General features: G+C 67.9%; 13 protein-coding genes. 4 read left to right on the top strand and 9 right to left on the bottom strand.

Features of this window, described 5'->3' with window-relative positions:
* Positions 1-197: 197 nt before the first annotated feature.
* Complete coding sequence (locus IEW22_RS00505; RefSeq protein WP_188584770.1) at positions 198-1,106, top strand: AurF N-oxygenase family protein; 909 nt, start codon at positions 198-200, stop codon at positions 1,104-1,106.
* Positions 1,106-2,758, top strand: a complete 1,653-nt coding sequence (locus IEW22_RS00500; protein WP_188584616.1) for an FAD-dependent oxidoreductase — start codon at positions 1,106-1,108, stop codon at positions 2,756-2,758. The genes IEW22_RS00505 and IEW22_RS00500 overlap by 1 nt, the downstream gene beginning before the upstream one ends.
* On the opposite strand, the gene IEW22_RS00495 is transcribed toward IEW22_RS00500, so the two are convergent.
* Genes IEW22_RS00495 through IEW22_RS00485 form a run of 3 tightly spaced genes read right to left on the bottom strand, consistent with a single transcriptional unit; the run spans position 2,709 to position 7,638 of the window.
* Positions 2,709-5,480, bottom strand: a complete 2,772-nt coding sequence (locus IEW22_RS00495; RefSeq protein WP_188584615.1) for a molybdopterin-dependent oxidoreductase — start codon at positions 5,478-5,480, stop codon at positions 2,709-2,711. The genes IEW22_RS00500 and IEW22_RS00495 overlap by 50 nt on opposite strands.
* A complete protein-coding gene (locus IEW22_RS00490) occupies positions 5,477-6,289 on the bottom strand; it encodes an FAD binding domain-containing protein (protein ID WP_188584614.1) in 813 nt (270 codons plus the stop codon). Before IEW22_RS00490 ends, IEW22_RS00495 begins: the two co-directional genes overlap by 4 nt.
* Complete coding sequence (locus IEW22_RS00485; RefSeq protein WP_188584769.1) at positions 6,289-7,638, bottom strand: 8-oxoguanine deaminase; 1,350 nt, start codon at positions 7,636-7,638, stop codon at positions 6,289-6,291. Before IEW22_RS00485 ends, IEW22_RS00490 begins: the two co-directional genes overlap by 1 nt.
* Before the next feature lie 257 nt (positions 7,639-7,895).
* Here IEW22_RS00485 and IEW22_RS00480 point away from each other — a divergent pair, with 257 nt between their 5' ends.
* Positions 7,896-9,272: an amidohydrolase family protein gene (locus IEW22_RS00480; protein WP_188584768.1), complete on the top strand. Its 1,377-nt coding sequence runs from the start codon at positions 7,896-7,898 to the stop codon at positions 9,270-9,272.
* A 79-nt stretch (positions 9,273-9,351) separates the two neighbouring features.
* Here the strand turns inward: IEW22_RS00480 and uraH are convergent, their stop codons facing one another.
* Positions 9,352-9,672, bottom strand: coding sequence for a hydroxyisourate hydrolase (uraH, locus tag IEW22_RS00475; protein ID WP_188584613.1), 321 nt, complete (start codon positions 9,670-9,672; stop codon positions 9,352-9,354).
* Entirely contained in the window at positions 9,669-10,220 is a 552-nt protein-coding gene (gene uraD, locus IEW22_RS00470; RefSeq protein WP_188584767.1) for a 2-oxo-4-hydroxy-4-carboxy-5-ureidoimidazoline decarboxylase, read from the bottom strand. The genes uraH and uraD overlap by 4 nt, the downstream gene beginning before the upstream one ends.
* An 82-nt stretch (positions 10,221-10,302) precedes the next feature.
* Between uraD and IEW22_RS00465 the strand changes: the two genes are divergently transcribed.
* On the top strand, positions 10,303-10,899 hold the full coding sequence (locus IEW22_RS00465) for a nucleotidyltransferase family protein (RefSeq protein WP_188584612.1): 597 nt from the start codon (positions 10,303-10,305) through the stop codon (positions 10,897-10,899).
* Between the two features lie 166 nt (positions 10,900-11,065).
* Here the strand turns inward: IEW22_RS00465 and IEW22_RS00460 are convergent, their stop codons facing one another.
* From IEW22_RS00460 to IEW22_RS00445, 4 genes are all read right to left on the bottom strand, one after another.
* Complete coding sequence (locus IEW22_RS00460; protein WP_188584611.1) at positions 11,066-12,871, bottom strand: acetyl/propionyl/methylcrotonyl-CoA carboxylase subunit alpha; 1,806 nt, start codon at positions 12,869-12,871, stop codon at positions 11,066-11,068.
* 288 nt (positions 12,872-13,159) lie between these two features.
* Complete coding sequence (locus IEW22_RS00455) at positions 13,160-14,623, bottom strand: condensation domain-containing protein (protein ID WP_188584610.1); 1,464 nt, start codon at positions 14,621-14,623, stop codon at positions 13,160-13,162.
* Between the two features lie 48 nt (positions 14,624-14,671).
* On the bottom strand, positions 14,672-15,088 hold the full coding sequence (locus IEW22_RS00450) for a SufE family protein (protein WP_188584609.1): 417 nt from the start codon (positions 15,086-15,088) through the stop codon (positions 14,672-14,674).
* Complete coding sequence (locus tag IEW22_RS00445; protein WP_188584608.1) at positions 15,085-15,999, bottom strand: sulfurtransferase; 915 nt, start codon at positions 15,997-15,999, stop codon at positions 15,085-15,087. The genes IEW22_RS00450 and IEW22_RS00445 overlap by 4 nt, the downstream gene beginning before the upstream one ends.
* Positions 16,000-16,029: the final 30 nt, after the last annotated feature.

The following is a 16,029-nucleotide window of genomic DNA, read 5'->3' as shown; positions in this document are numbered from 1 at the left end:
GCGGTGTCCGACAAGATTGTTTACTGGGTCACATTCCGGTGCTACCGTGAAGTCATCGATATGACAACGTACGTTGATGACAACAGGCATTGATGAGAACGGACATCGACGAGAACGGACGTTGTCACACGTATGCGGAGGTGGCGGCGATGACCGCAGAGACCCTGTCCGGTTCCACCGGTTTCGACCACAACAGCATGCTCCGCGAGAACACCGTGAGCATGCGCGATCAGGGCACCGACGAGGTGTCGCGGCGACTTCTCGAGTCCTCGGCGCGTCTCTCACGGAACGCGATGACCGAGATCGACTGGTCGCTGCCGATGGATCCCACCAAATACGGCGGCAGTCCGGAATGGTCGACGCTGTACGGGACGGCCTACTGGGACGAACTGAGTGAGGAACAGCGGATCTCGGTGACCCGACACGAGTTCGCCTCGATCATGAACATCGGCATCTGGTTCGAGATGATCCTGCAGGAGATGGTCATCCGCGATCAGTACCTCGGCGGATACCACAGCCCCGAGTTCCAGTTCGCGCTCACCGAGATCGCCGACGAATGTCGTCACTCGATCATGTTCGCCAAGGCATCGGAGAAGATGGTCGGCACGTCCTACAAGCCGAGCACGAAGGTGGGACGTCTGGGCAAGTTCTTCAAGATGACCGCCAAGAACGAGATCGCCTACGCAGGCATCCTGGTCGCCGAGGAGGTGCTCGACGTCTTCCAGCGCGGCTGTATGCGTGACGAGCGGGTGCTGCCGTTCATCCGAACCGTCAACGAGATCCACGTCCTCGAAGAGTCCCGGCACATGAAGTTCGCGCGCGAGGAGGTGCGCGAGTCGATGCAGGGTGTGGGCGGACTGCGCCGGCAGTTCAGCGCGCTCTACATCTCGATGGGTGCCTTCTTCATCGTCAGCAGCCTCGTACGCCCGCAGGCCTATTCCGACGCCGGTCTCGACGTCGACCGGGCGGTGCGCGAGGCGCGTGGGAACACACACTTCCAGTCGATGATCCGCAGCAGCTGTGCACATCTCATGGAATTCCTCGACGAGGTGGGTCTGCTCACCCGCCCGGCCATGCACTACTACCGGAAAGTGCACATGCTCTGATGTATGTGATCACCCAGTCGTGCTGCAGCGATGCGGCATGCGTGTCCGTGTGTCCGGTCAACTGTATCCATCCCACGCCCGAGGAGCGGGGCTTCGGGAGCTCCGACATCCTCCACATCGACCCGCAGGCATGTATCGATTGCGGTGCGTGCGCGGACGCCTGCCCGGTCGACGCGATCTTCCCGGCCGACAAGCTCGGTACCCGCGACACGGTGTTCATCGAGATCAATGCCGACTACTACCGCACCAATCCGGATGTGACATCGGGCTGGCCGCAGATCGAGCCGACGTCGACGTCATCTGGCGATGCCGGCATCGTGGGCTATCCCGACATCCGTACGCTGCCCGACGGGCTGCGGGTCGCGCTCGTGGGCACCGGACCGTCCGGTGGCTACGCGCTGCGCACGCTACTCGACCGCACGCAGGCGAGCGTCACGGTGATCGACAGACTGCCCACCCCCGGCGGTCTCGTCCGCGCGGGTGTCGCACCGGATCACCCTGGCACCAAGGGTGTGCTGCGCGGATTCGATCTCCTCTACCGCGACCCCCGCGTCACGATGGCGACCAATGTCGAGGTCGGATCGCCGGCCGTCGCGCGGTCGCACGGCGCCGCCCACGTCACGCCTGCCGAACTCGCCGAGCATTTCGACGCGGTGTTCTATGCGGTCGGCGCGAGCGAGTCACGGCGACTGGACATTCCCGGCGAGGACCTCGCCGGATCGACCTCGGCCACCGAACTCGTCGCCTGGTACAACGCGGTTCCCGGCGCCGATGCCGCCCCACCGATCCGGCGCGGCACCCCTGACGATCCGGCGACCGGTCGGGCGGTGATCGTGGGCACGGGAAACGTCGCCCTCGACGTGGCGCGCATCCTGGTGTCCCCACCGGAGTCGTTGGCCACCACCGACATCGCCGATCGTGCGCTGTCGATCCTGGCCGAGCAGAATGTGCACGAAGTGGTGTTGCTCGGTCGGCGCGATCAGGCGCACGCGGCCTACACATCCGCCGAATTCCGTGCGCTGTCAGGCATTCCCGGCGTGGACGTGGTGGTCCACGACGATCCCGAGGGAGGACTGCCCGACCTCACCGGCACGGCCGATCCGACCCGGCGGCGCATCATGTTCCTGTTCCACTCCACTCCGCAGGCCATCACCGGTGACGGGCAGGTCGACGGGATCGTCGTGCGCACAGGTGATCGCGACCACCGGGCTGACGCCGACCTCGTGGTGCGATCGATCGGCTACCGCTCGACGCCCATCGAGGGACTGCCATTCGACGAGATGCGGAGGATGTTCCCGAACATCGCGGGCCGGATGGTCGACGAGAGCGGCGAGATCATCGCCGGCAGTTACGTTCTAGGCTGGGCCGGGCGAGGGCCCACCGGCGGCATCGGCGCGAACAAGAAGTACGCCCAGGAGGCCGTCGAGGAGTTCATCGACGACGCCGCGACGGGCAGGTTATCTCGCACCGAATGCGGACCCGACGACTTCCCCGTGCTGTTGCGTTCGCGGTCGCGCCACGTGATCGGCTATCGGGGTATGCGGCGGATCGACCTCGCCGAACGCCGTCGCGGTCAGGTCCAGGGGCGCCCGCGGGTGAAGTTCACCGATCTGCCGCAGATGATCGGGGTGGCCGGACGCCGGCGTCGCTGACCGCGCGCCACACCCGCACGGGGTTCATCGGCAGTTCGCGTACGCGAGCGCCCGTCGCATCGGCGATGGCGTTGGACAGCGCTGGGGCCACCGGGTTGTAGGGCGCCTCACTCATCGACTTCGCGCCGAAGGGTCCGAGCATGTCATAGGTGTCGGCGAAGTAGACCTCGGTGATCGGCACGTCGGCGATCTGCGGAATGTGATAGTTGCGCAACACTGCCGTGGTCACCACACCGTGGTCGAGGATCATCTCCTCGTACAGCGACGAGCCGATCGCCTGTGCCACACCGCCTTCGATCTGCCCGCGGCACTGCTGGGGGTTCATCACCACACCTGCGTCGGCGGACTGGACGGACTGCAGTATCTGCACCTCGCCGGTTTCTGTGTTGACGACGACGCGGAAGGCCGAGACGTTGAACGCGACGGAGCGCGGCGAGCCGTCGCTGTGCGCAGTGGCGCGGATGGCACCGCCGGCGATGGCCGCCACGGAGGGGAGGTCGATGAACTGCTCGCCGCAACTGACCCCCTGCGGACCGAGGGAGCACTGCTCGGGTGCCACCTCGAGTGCGCGGGCGGCGTGCTCGATGATGATGGTGCGCAATGACTGTGCCGCTGACTGCAACGTCTTGCCCGCCACCACGGTTCCCGCCGAGCCGAAGGCACCGGTGTCGTGGGTGACACCGTCGGTGTCGGCGAAGCGCAGCGTGATCTCCTCGGGTGTGCACCGCAGCACCGAGGCGGCGATCTGAGCCTGCACGGTGGTGGTGCCGTTGCCGAATTCGGCGGTACCGACTGCGGCCGAATAGCTGCCGTCGATCTCGAGGGTCGCCGATGCGTCGGCGACGTGACCGCGCGGCGGGATGGTGGCGATCATCGCAGCGGCATAACCCTCGCCGATCTGCCACACACCGGTCTGGGCAAGGGCCGCACCGTTTTTCGTCTCGTCGACGCGGCCTCGCAGGAGTGCCTTCTCGGCGAGGTCGAGGCACTGGTCGAGTCCGTAGGAGCCGTATTCGAGGTCGCCGTCGTCGACCTCCCAGCTGACGAACGGGTCTCCGGGAACCACCACGTTGCGGCGGCGGAACTCCAACGGATCGATACCCAGGGCGTCGGCGAGTTCGTCGAGTGCACACTCGATTCCGAAGATGGTCTGTCCCAGTCCATATCCGCGGAACGCGCCAGACGGCAGATTGTTGGTGTACACCGCTTGTGCCGCAACGTGTTTGTTGGGGCAGCGGTAGAGCGCCATCGACTCTCCCACCGAGTGGAACAGCACGCCGACGCTGTGATTGCCGTAGGCACCGGCATCCGAGAGCACGGTCATCGACAGCGCGGTGAGCACTCCGTCGGCGCCCGCCGCCGCAGTGACCTGCACGGTCATCGGGTGACGGCAGGGGGCGATGGTGAACTGGTCGGTGCGGGTGAACTCGTAGGTCACCGGGCGGCCGGTGACCAGCAGTGCCAGCATCACCAGATCCTCGGTCAGCAGCTCCTGCTTGCCGCCGAAACCGCCACCCACCCGCGGTGCGTACACGCGGACGCTCTCGCGGTCGAGGCCGAAGATGTAGCAGAGTTCGTCGCGGACCAGGAACGGAACCTGCGTGCTGGACCGGATGACGATGCGCCCGTTGTCCTCTCGCCACGCCGTCGCACCGTGCGTCTCGAGGTGGGTGTGCTGCACGCGCTGGGTCTGCCAGGTGCCGCTGACAACAGTGCCGCCGGCCGCGCGAGCCGCCGCAATACCCGCGGTGATGTCACCGACGCCGTCGTCGATCGTGGCGACGATGTTGCGCGAGGCGTCCGCGATCCGTGAACTCGCCGGCTTGTCGGCGTGCAGACGCGGCGCACCGGGTTCGCGCGCGGCGGCCGGATCGAAGACGGCGTCAAGAGGCTGATACGTGACCGAGATCAGCTCGGCGGCGCGTCGGGCGATGGTGGGGGAGTCGGCGACCACCGCCGCGACCCGCTGGCCGACGAAACGCACCACGGTGTCGAAGATCCGGGTGTCGTCGGGATCGTCGTCGCGTTCGTGGTGCCGCGCCGTGGAGAACAACACACCCGGATCATCTCGGTGGGTCAGCACCGCGCGCACACCGTCCACCGCCGCCGCGGCGGTGGTGTCGATGTCGACGATGCGCGCATGCGGATGCGGACTGCCCACGACGGCGATGTGACCGACGTCTGTGGGCATGACGTCCATCGTGTACGGCTCGGTGCCGGTCACTACACGGCGCGCGGCCAGGGCCGGAACCGACCGGCCGTAGGAGTTCTCATCACTGCCCGGTGAGACCTTCTCGGTGCCCACATCGCCGGCCACCGCATCGCGGATCGAGCGATATCCGGTGCAGCGGCAGAGATTTCCCTTCAGCGCGTTCGGCAGGTCACCGCGTTGTTCGTCGGACAGGCAGGAGGTGGTGGTCACCATGCCTGCGGTGCAGAAGCCGCACTGGAACCCGGCCGCGTCGACGAACCGCTGTTGTACCGGGTGCAGGTTGTCGGGGGTGCCGAGTCCGGCGACGGTGGTCACCTCTGCGTCGGTGACCCGCGCGGCCGGGATGATGCACGAGTGATGCGGGCGGCCGTCGATGATGACCGTGCACGCACCACAATCGCCGGCGTCACACCCCTTCTTGACCTCGGTGTGGGAGTTCTCGCGCAGATACGTTCGCAGACACTGCCCCGGACGCGGGGTGGTCGCGACGTGCTTTCCGTTGACGATCATGAGTTCAGTTCACCTATCACCTGACGGGTCAGTACCCCCGTCACCTGTCGTCGCCAGTCCGCGGCGCCGTGCGCGTCGGTGTAGAAGGCCGTCATGGGGATCTGTGAGACCACCTCTCGCGCAGCAGCTTCCGGAGACAGTGTGGAGTCGACCTCGATGCGGTACGGGCGGTCGGTGGCCGCGGTCACGGCCACCACCGTGCTCGCGTCGGTGCGGCGCCCGTGCACCACCGCACCCGACCGCCCGAGCGGTGAGAGCGCGATCTTGGCGATCGCGGTCGGTTGGCGCAGCGCGGCATCGGGGATGAGGATCGAACGCACCACGTCGCCGGTGGCGAGCACGGTCGTCGCATTGCCCGTCACGAAATCGGTGGGTATCAGCAGCGAGTCGGTGCCGTCGCGATGCCAGACCAGGATGCGTGCATCCATCACGGTGGACATCCCGATCATCGCGCCGGCGGGGAATCCGAGGCACAGATTGCCGCCGACGGTGGCGTTCTGCCAGATCTTCCACGACGCCAGGAAGGCGCGTGCGGTGCGTCCGAAGATCGGGGTGGCCAACCAGGCCGAGGGATACACGCCGTCGATCAGCGTGCGGAACGTGCAGGTGGAGGCAATCGTGAGGCCGGCGTCGTCGATCGTGAGGTCGGGCCAGCCCATCGCCCGCAGATCGACCACCCGGCGCAGGTGCAGCTGGGGCTCGCTCATCAGCCACGTACCACCGCTCATCAGCCCGTCGCCGTCGCGCAGCGCGGCCAGATCGTCACGGCTGGTGGGGTAGAGCGTCTCGTCGATGGTGTGCAGATCCATCAGCGCGCCCGGTCGAGAAGCGTCCGGTGGGCCCGCTCGACGTCGGCGGCGGTGGTGTCGACGTCCACGGTGAGCGGTACTCCGGCCTCGACGACGCGGTGTCCGCCGACCCACAGGCCTTCGATCGGAGGGATCTCGCCCAGCACCAGCGCGGCGACCGGATCGTCGATGCCGCTGTGGCCGAGACCGTCGAGACGCCACAACACCAGGTCGGCGAGCTTGCCGACCTCGATGGACCCCAGATCGCCATCGCGTCCGAGCAGCCTGGCTCCGCCGAGTGTGGCCAGCTCCAGCGCGGTGCGCGTGGTCAGGGCGGTCGGGCCGCCGACAGCACGTGCCATCAGCACGGCCTGATGTGCCTCCTCGAGGAGTCGGCATGATTCGTTGGACGCCGCGCCGTCGACACCGAGGCCCACCGCGACACCCGCGTCGAGCAGATCGCGGGTGCGGGCGATGCCGGCGCCCAGACGTGCGTTGGAGGTCGGGCAGTGGGCGACACCGCTGCCGGTCTCGGCGAGCCGGGCGATGGCGGAGTCGTCGAAGTGCACGCCGTGGGCGAACCAGACGTCGGGACCCACCCAGTCGACCTGCTCCATATAGGCCAGTGGGGTGGTGCCGAAACGTTCTGCGCAGAAAGCGGATTCGTCGGAGGTCTCGGCGAGGTGGGTGTGCAGCCGCACGCCGCGTTCGCGGGCGAGTTCGGCCGAGGCACGCAGCAGATCGGTGGTCACCGAGAACGGTGAGCAGGGTGCCAGTGCGATCTGCACCATCGCGTCGGGGGACCGGTCGTGCCAGCGGTCGATGGCCGCCGCGGAGGCGGTTATGATCTCGTCGATGGTCTGCACCACCGAGTCCGGCGGCAGTCCGCCGTCCTTTTCCGAGAGGTCCATCGACCCGCGCGTGGGGTGGAACCGCAATCCGACCGTCGTCGCGGCGTCGATCTCGGCGCCGAGCAGGTCGCCGGCACCGGCCGGGAAGACGTAGTGGTGGTCGGTGGTGGTGGTGCATCCCGACAGTGCCAGCCAGGTGAGCCCGCCGGTGGCGGCCACCCGCACGGCATCCTCGTCGATCCCGGCCCAGATCGGGTACAGCGTGGTGAGCCACTGGAAGAGGGTGTGATCGGCGGCCAGGCCCCGGGTGATCCACTGGTAGAGGTGGTGATGGGTGTTGACCAGCCCAGGCGTCAGCACACAGCCCGAACCGTCGATGATCTGGGCGTTGTCGCGCAGGGCCGCATCGATCGGATCGGTGCTCACCGCGGCGATGCGCGAACCCGTGACGACCACGGATGCGCTGGTCAGCTCGCGCCTGCCCTGGTCCATCGTGATCACCGCGGCATTGTCGATGATGAAGGTGGAGTCGGACACGTGGTTACCGTACGACGATCCGGTTACGGGAAGGTTTCGCGGGGGTCTGTCAGGGTGACGCACGCGGGTGGGGATGGGCTCGGCCGGCTCCCGGTGTCGTGGTGATCGGCAGATCGGTGGTCCGCGGGTGCCAGAATGTCGGCATGCCAGCCCAGACGAGTCCGTCCAGCACCGACGAGCCGGTGACGGCGACGACGCCGATCGCGGCGATGCAGTCAGGTACCGACCTCGCACGTACGGTGAGCCGGGCACATCTGTTCCACCTGTCCGGCGACGCCGTGGCCGGGCGTGCCGCACAGCACCTGATCTCGGTGCCCGACGGGGCGGTGGCGGTCGACGCCGCCGGTGTCATCGTCTACTCGGGCCCGTATGATCAACTGCCACAAGAGTATTCGGAATATCGGGTGCTCGACCACCGGGGTGGGTTCATCCTGCCGGGATTCGTCGACGCGCATATGCACTATCCGCAGACCTTTCTGTGCAATGCCTACGGCGGTGGGCAGCTGCTCGAATGGCTCGAGCGCTGTATCTTCCCGGGGGAGTCGCGCTACTCGGATCCCGAGTATGCAGCTGTCGCCGCGGAAACGTTCTGCCGCAACAGAATCGCGGTGGGTACCACCGCGGCGATGGTCTTCGGCTCGGCATTCCCGGTGGCACAGGACGCACTGTTCGAGGCGTCGGTGCGCCACGGACTGCGGATCGTCTCCGGTCGCGGCATCCAGACGGTCGGACCTTCCTCCGCCGATGCGCTGATCACCGATGAGGACACCGCGATCGAACTCGCCGCCGACGAGGTGTTGCGCTGGCACGGCGGCGATCTCACCGACGTGGCATTGGTGCCACGGTTCTCCCTGTCGGTGACGCGACGGACCCTAACCGCGCTCGGCGAACTGTACGAATCGGTGCGCGGACAGGGCGTCTACTTCCACTCCCATCTGTCGGAGAACGACCGCCCGGTCACCGGCGAGGTGGCCGCGGTCCGCGCGGCCTATGAGGTGGCCGACTATCTCGACACCTATGACGGCCGGTTTCTGCCGGGGTCGGACAAGGGCGGGCACTCGCTGCTCGGACCGCGCTCCATCCTGGCCCATGCGGTGCACTGCACCGACCGTGAACTCGCCCGGATGGCCGAGACGGGAACATCCATCGCGCATTGCCCGACGTCACAGCTGTTTCTCGGGTCGGGAACGATGCCGTGGCGGCGCACCGTGGCGCACGGCGTGACGATCGCACTCGGCAGTGATGTGGGCGCCGGGGACGAATGGTCGATCGCGCGTGTGGCCTCCGATTCCTACAAGGTGCACATGAGTGAGCCCGGTGCGGACGCGATCGCGCTGGATCCGGCCGAACTGCTGCTCAGCGCGACACTGGCCGGGGCGCGTGCACTCGATCGGGCCGACACCTTCGGCAACCTCGAGGTGGGCCGACACGCCGACCTCCTCGTGGTCGAACCGGCGCGCCTGGAATCGCTGGGCCGGTCCCTGGAGTGGGCCGTGCGCGCCGACGACGAACAGATGGCGACCGCCCAGACACTCTTCGCGCTGCTGCTCGGGCTACGCCCGGAAGCCATCGCCGGCGTGTACGTACGAGGGGTGTGCGTGTCGGAACGCGCCTGACTCATCCGCTGACCCCGGCTCACCGGGTGCACACCATGTCTGGCCGGCGTCGGTGCGGTCTGCGGTGTGAGAAGGCCGATCAGGAACCGCGATACGTCGAGTAGGCGAACGGGCTCAGCAGCACCGGGACGTGATGGTGACGGGCCGCATCGGTGACCTCGAAGCAGATGTCGATGCGCGGGTAGAAGCCATCGATGCCATGCGCATCGAACCATGCGCCGGTGTCGAATCGGATGGTGTATGTGCCCGTGGGCAATTCGGCCATGAAGCCCGGGATGCGTCCGTCGTCGTCGGTCACACCGGTCGCCAGGACGGTTCCCGAGTCGTCGTGCAGGGTGACCGTCATGCCCGTCGCGGGCAGGCCCGCGACGGCGTCGAGAACGTGGGTGCTCAAGCTCATGCCTGGGACTCCTCTGAGGGCGACGGGGACGGTGCGGGGCCGGTGCCCAGCAGCCCGACCAGTCGGCGACGGTTGATCTTCGCGAGTTCGGTACGGATCACCGCCCGTTCGGTGGCCGGGTCGTTGGACAGGCGCGAACGCAGGATCTGGAGTAACTCGTCGGCGGGCCGTCCGTTGGCGAACACGAGGTACACATGTCCGAAGCGGTCCTCGTAGTCGGCGTTGGCGCGCGCGAGTTCGTCGAGAACATCGCGGCCCGCGCCGGTGACCCCGGACTGTTCGGCCTGCGACGACGCATTGTGGGCGCGCTCTCCGATGCGGGGATGACCGGCGAGCGCTGTGTCGACGTCGGCCTCGGTGAGACTGGCGAGTGCGTCGTCGGAGGCGTCGAGCACGGCTTCGGTGTCGGCGAACGGACGGCCGTCATCGATCGCCTCAGCCCATGCCGCAGCCGAGCACACCTCGTGCAGCACCGACAACACCTGCTGCGACGAGAGCCCGTTGAACCACTCGAGACCGACGCTGTCGGTCGGATCGGATTGGTCGATGTCGGCCACGATCGGCGTCTCCCTCTCGGTGTGCGTGCGGGCTGCTCACGTTACCGCACCGCGAAGAGGCGATGATGGGGTGATGAGTGAGCACGCGGACGCCGATCGTGCCGGTGCGGCCGACGGCCGAGACGTGGTCGGCGTGCTGCTCGCCGCCGGTGGTGGACGTCGCTACGGCATGCCCAAGATCCTTGCCCACCAAGGCCGCTGGCTCGCCGGGGCCGTCGAGGCGCTGTACGTCGGCGGCTGTGATCGGGTGGTGGTGACCGTGGGGGCGGCGCAACCGACCCTGCCCGACTCGGTGGTCACCGTCGTGGTGCCGGACTGGGCGCAGGGGTTGTCGGCGTCGGTGCGCGCGGGAGTGACCGCCGCCGTCCGATATCCCGATGTCGCCGCTGTCCTCCTGCACGTCGTCGACACCCCCGACGTGGGTGCGCAGGTGTGCAGGCGGATCCTCGACGTGGCGGATGCGCGGCGTTCGGCGCTGGTGCGCGCGGTGTACTCGCGCGTACCGGGCCACCCGGTGTACATCGGAGTCGACCATGTGCCGTCGGTGCTCGCCGCGGTGTCCGGTGATCGTGGTGCCGGGCCGTATCTGGCCGCAGACCCCCACACCATCGCGGTGGAGTGCGGCGACCTCGCCACCGGTGTCGATCACGACCTGCCTGACTGTCGGTGACCCTGTCTGTCGGTGATCCTGTTCCGGTGACCACGGCTCTCGCGACCAGGTGCCGATCACTGCGCGGCGGTCCCGGGCGCCACGACGACGGCGGCCGTCGAGGACATGTTGTCATCCTCGACGGCCGCCGTCGTGAGCGTGCGCGATCATCCGATCGCGGCGTGCCTCACTTGATCTCGAGCAGAACCAATCCCTGCGTCACGGCCGCCCCGGCCTCGACGACGAGTCCGGTGACCACGCCGTCCTTGTGGGCGGTGACCGGATTCTCCATCTTCATCGCCTCGAGCACCACGATCAGGTCGCCGGCGGTCACGGTGTCACCCTCGGCGACGGCCACCTTCACCACGGTGCCCTGCATGGGTGCGGCGACGGCATCGCCCGAGCCGGTGAGTGAGGCGGCGGCCTTCTTGGCCCGCGCCTTGGGCTTCTTGCGTGCCGCGGCCGACGCGCCAGCGCCGCCGCCGATGCTCAGGTCGCCGGGCAGGCTCACCTCGACACGGCGTCCGCCGACCTCGACCACCACGTTGTGGCGCGGCAGCGACTCGTCGTCGTCGATCTGCGCGGCGCCGTCGAACGGCGGGATCGGGTTGTCCCAGTCGGTCTCGATCCACTTGGTGTAGACGTCGAAGGTCTCGTCGCCGTTCTCGTCGACGTGTCCGATGAAGGCGGGATTCTCCACGATGTGGCGATGGAACGGCAGTACCGTCGCCATACCCTCCACCCGGTACTCGGCCAGGGCGCGGCGGGCACGCTGCAGCGCCTGCTCGCGGTTCTCGCCGGTCACGATCAGCTTGGCCAGCATCGAGTCGAACTGGCCGCCGATCACATCGCCGGCCACCACACCGGAGTCCACGCGCACGCCCGGACCCGAGGGCTCGTGGTAAGCGGTGATCTTGCCGGGGGCGGGCAGGAAGTTGCGACCGGGGTCCTCGCCGTTGATCCGGAACTCGAAGGAGTGTCCGCGCGGCGCCGGGTCCTCCTTGATGTCGATCGGTTCGCCGGCGGCGATGGTGAACTGCTGGCGGACCAGGTCGAGGCCCGAGGTCTCCTCGGTCACCGGATGCTCCACCTGCAGTCGGGTGTTGACCTCGAGGAAGGACACGAGTCCGTCGGAGCCGACCAGGAACTCCACGGTGCCGGCGCCGTAGTAACCGGCCTCGCGGCAGATCGACTTCGCCGATTCGTAGATGCGGGTGCGCTGCTCGTCGGTGAGGAACGGTGCGGGCGCCTCCTCGACCAGCTTCTGGAAGCGCCGCTGCAGCGAGCAGTCGCGCAGACCGGCGACCACCACGTTGCCGTGCTGGTCGGCGATCACCTGCGCCTCGACGTGCCGGGCCTTGTCGAGGTAGCGCTCGACGAAGCACTCGCCGCGGCCGAATGCCGCCACGGCCTCGCGGGTCGCCGACTCGTAGAGCTCGGGGATCTCCTCGATGGTGTAGGCGACCTTCATGCCGCGACCGCCGCCGCCGAAGGCAGCCTTGATGGCCACCGGCACGCCGTGCTCGCGGGCGAACTCCACGACCTCGTCGGCGCCGGAGACCGGGTCCTTGGTGCCCGGAACCATCGGGGCGTCGGCACGCAGGGCGATGTGACGGGCGGTCACCTTGTCGCCGAGGTCGCGGATGGACTGCGGCGACGGGCCGATCCAGGTGAGCCCGGCGTCGATGACGGCCTGCGCGAAATCGGCGTTCTCGGAGAGGAAGCCGTAACCGGGGTGGACGGCGTCGGCGCCGGACTTGCGCGCCGCGTCGATGAGCTTGTCGATGTTCAGGTACGAGTCGGCCGCGGTCTGTCCTCCGAGCGCGAATGCCTCGTCGGCGAGCTTGACGAATTGTGCGTCGGCATCGGGCTCTGCGTAGACCGCGACGCTCGTCAGCCCTGCATCCCTGGCTGCACGGATCACCCGCACCGCGATCTCGCCGCGGTTGGCGATCAAAACCTTGTTGAGGTCTGAGCTGGCATGGCTGGGCACTACGTACTCCTGACAGTGTCGATGTGACGGGTGGACTGCGTGCCGCGACTCGTGGCCGGCGCAGATCTCACCGTGACGAGTGCGTCGGCGTTGGTTGCCTCGGCCCTCTTCGGCGCTCACATGGTTGGTGTCCGACACCCTCTGCAAGGGTGTGCGCCACTACACAGTAGAACGTCGGTCACCCGCTGGTTACCCTAGCCTGCCGATTGCGCGCGGCGTGGCTGTGCGCGCGGTGGGACGGGCTGGGGGGACGGGCTGGGGGGACGGGCTGGGGGTATGCGCGGGCCATCACCCGGCCGAGCGGTCGGAGGAGGTCTGAACGGCCGAGTGTCGGCTGCCGAACGTCGACTGGGCGCCGATCCGCCGGATGATGTCGCCGAAGGTTTCCAGGAATCCCGAGACCGCCTCGTATGCCCCCTGGTCGGAGGGGAAGCGCGCCGAGATCCGCAGGCCGCCCGGGGTGCGGTTGACCCAGACGTAGACCTCGTCGGGGGAGTAGCTGCGACTGCGCAGCACGCGGGCGCGTCCGGCGTCGGCCTCCGCGGCCATCGGCGCGTAGCGGGTGTCGATGAAGGAGATCACCAGTTTGGGCTGACCGCCGTCGTTCAACAGCTGCGAGACACGGATGAACGGCAGCGTCGCGGCGACCTTCGTGCGGCGCAATTCCTCGGTGGCCTGCGACACCAACTGGTCGAAGGTGCCGCCCGCTCCGACGTCGAGGGTGAAACCGGTGGTGGACACGAACCAGCCCAGCGCGCCCAGCCATTCGGGTGCGTCGCGGGTGTGGCGCGGGATCACGCAGCGAAAGAACGGGTCGCCGGTGACATCGCGATAGGCCAGTCCGGCCGCCGCCAGCACACCCGCGAACAGTCCGCCGCCGGCTGCCGAACACACCGCGGTGAACCGGTTGGTCTCCTCGTCGTCGAGGGGCAGTGCGCTCACCGACGACTGGGGTGGTGCGCCCTCGGCGGGGTCCGACGCTGCCGGATCGGTGTCGTCGTGACCGCTTCCTGTCCCGGCGAACCGTGGAAAGGATCCGTTGCCCGCATGCAGGAACCGATACCAGGCGGCGACCGCCGGATGATCCGGGCCGGAGTTGTCGGCGAGCCGGCGTTCGACGGCCGAGAAGTCGACGTAGCTGCCGACCGGTGGCAGCTGCGGATCGGTGCCGGTGCGCATCGCGTGGTAGAGCGTCCACAGCTCGTGCTGGGCGAGGATCAGCGAATAGCCGTCCACCAGGGAATGATCGGCGGCGAAGAGCAAGGTGAAGCTGTGCTCGCGTGCGACCGTGGCGAAGATGTAGGCCGGCCACGCCAGCGGTGCCGTCACGCGGTCGAAGGTGCCGGCGATCTGGTCCATCAACGGACCCGACTCGTTGTACCAGCCGATGCGGCCCATCTTCAGCTGTACCGACCCCGGCGGTGTGGTCAGGCGGGCCGGGCCGGTGCCCTTGAGCACCACATGTGAGCGCAGCACCTCGTGACGGTCGATCCAGGCCCGCAGCGTCGCGCGTATCGCCGGCACCGACATCGGCTCGTCGAACTCCACCGCCACACCCAGCCAGGACTCGCGGCCGCCCTCGCGGCGGGTGCGCCAGCGGTACTCCAAGGCACCGCGCAGATGGCTCTCGTGGTTGTAGGAGGTGGGCCGCTCGTCGGCGGTCCAGGTGCCCAGCCCGCCGGGGGTGAATGCACTCCACTCCACCAGACCGCCGGGTTCGATCGGCTGATCGAGGATCTGGATGAACTTCATGAGGGCACGGTCAGGGGTGTCATGAGACGTGTCATGAGGTCTCCGACGTCAGGAGGTGGCCAGATGCGCTTTGATCCGTGCCAGCATCGCCGCCATGCCGCGCAGGCGCAAGGGACTCACGGCGGAGTCCAGACCCAGATCGTGATAGAAGTCTGCCGGTACGGCCAGGATCTCCTGCGCCGACGCGCCGTCGAGTCCCTGGTGGAGGATCGAGGCGAATCCGCGTGTGGTGGGTGCCTCGGGCGGTGCGCTGAAGTACAGCTGCACCGACGACGGATCGGAGGCGTCGACCGACAGGAACAACGGCGACTGGCATTCCGGGACCGGCTCCATCGCCTCGGTCTGCAGTGATTCCGGCAGGTCGGGGAGCTCCCGGGAGAACTCCAGGAGCAATTCGATCTTCTGCTGCTCGGTCACGCCGGCGAAGTCGTCGACGATCTCGGCGAGTGCCGCCGGCAGGGTCACGACTGAGCTGCTCCGGCGGCCGCGGTCGGTGCCAGACCGGGCTCGTCGCCGCGTGCGATGGGTGCGCGCACGGTGTTGCCCCACTCGGTCCACGATCCGTCGTAGTTGCGCACGTTGCTGAAGCCGAGCAGATGGGTGAGCACGAACCACGTGTGCGACGACCGCTCGCCGATGCGGCAGTAGGCGATCACCTCGTCGGCGGGATCGAGGTCGCTGTAGATGTCATCCAATTCGGCCCGGGAGCGGAACCGGCCGTCCGGGGCCGCAGATCGTGCCCACGGGATCGACACCGCGGTCGGGATGTGGCCACCGCGCAGGGCGCCCTCCTGGGGGTATTCGGGCATGTGGGTGCGCTCGCCGGTGTACTCCTGGGGCGACCGCACGTCGACCAGCGGAACCGACCCGAGCGAGTCCTGGACCTCCGAGGCGAACGCCCGGATACGCGAGTCGTCGCGGGTCACCACCGGGTACTGCGTCGGCTGGTAGAAGGGCACTTCGATGGCGATGTCGCGGCCCTCGGAGAACCAGGCGTCGCGGCCGCCGTCGAGCAGGCGCACGTCTTGGTGTCCGAACAGCGTGAACACCCACAGGGCATAGGCGGCCCACCAGTTGCTGCGGTCGCCGTAGATGACCACGGTGTCGTCGCGTGAGATGCCCTTGTCGCGCATCAGCTCGGCGAACTTCTCGCCGTCGATGTAGTCGCGGATCACCGGATCGTTGAGATGTAGATGCCAGTCGATCTTCTGCGCGGTCGGGATGTGGCCGATGTCGTAGAGCAGGACGTCCTCATCCGACTCGATGATCCTCAGGCCGGGTGTCCCCAGATGGGCACTGAGCCATTCGGTGGTCACCAGACGCTCTGGATGGGCGTACGCGGCGAATACCGGGTTGGGGTCGGTCTCCACACTCACAAGTGTCTCCCAGGGTGTGCCGCCGTCGGT

Origin of the sequence: Gordonia jinhuaensis (assembly GCF_014639795.1) — a bacterium.
GTDB classification, from domain to species: Bacteria; Actinomycetota; Actinomycetes; order Mycobacteriales; family Mycobacteriaceae; genus Gordonia_B; species Gordonia_B jinhuaensis.
Note: the sequence above shows the minus strand (reverse complement) of the source record. Positions and strands in the feature narration are given on the sequence as shown.

What these genes read in the sequence shown, in the direction of transcription:
- IEW22_RS00455 (WP_188584610.1), bottom strand. Translation starts at nt 14,623, where the DNA reads ATGAAGTTCATCCAGATCCTCGATCAGCCGATCGAACCCGGCGGTCTG.
- IEW22_RS00505 (WP_188584770.1), top strand. Translation starts at nt 198, where the DNA reads ATGCTCCGCGAGAACACCGTGAGCATGCGCGATCAGGGCACCGACGAG.
- IEW22_RS00490 (WP_188584614.1), bottom strand. Translation starts at nt 6,289, where the DNA reads ATGGATCTGCACACCATCGACGAGACGCTCTACCCCACCAGCCGTGAC.
- IEW22_RS00495 (WP_188584615.1), bottom strand. Translation starts at nt 5,480, where the DNA reads ATGATCGTCAACGGAAAGCACGTCGCGACCACCCCGCGTCCGGGGCAG.
- uraH (WP_188584613.1), bottom strand. Translation starts at nt 9,672, where the DNA reads ATGAGCTTGAGCACCCACGTTCTCGACGCCGTCGCGGGCCTGCCCGCG.
- IEW22_RS00500 (WP_188584616.1), top strand. Translation starts at nt 1,106, where the DNA reads ATGTATGTGATCACCCAGTCGTGCTGCAGCGATGCGGCATGCGTGTCC.
- IEW22_RS00465 (WP_188584612.1), top strand. Translation starts at nt 10,303, where the DNA reads ATGAGTGAGCACGCGGACGCCGATCGTGCCGGTGCGGCCGACGGCCGA.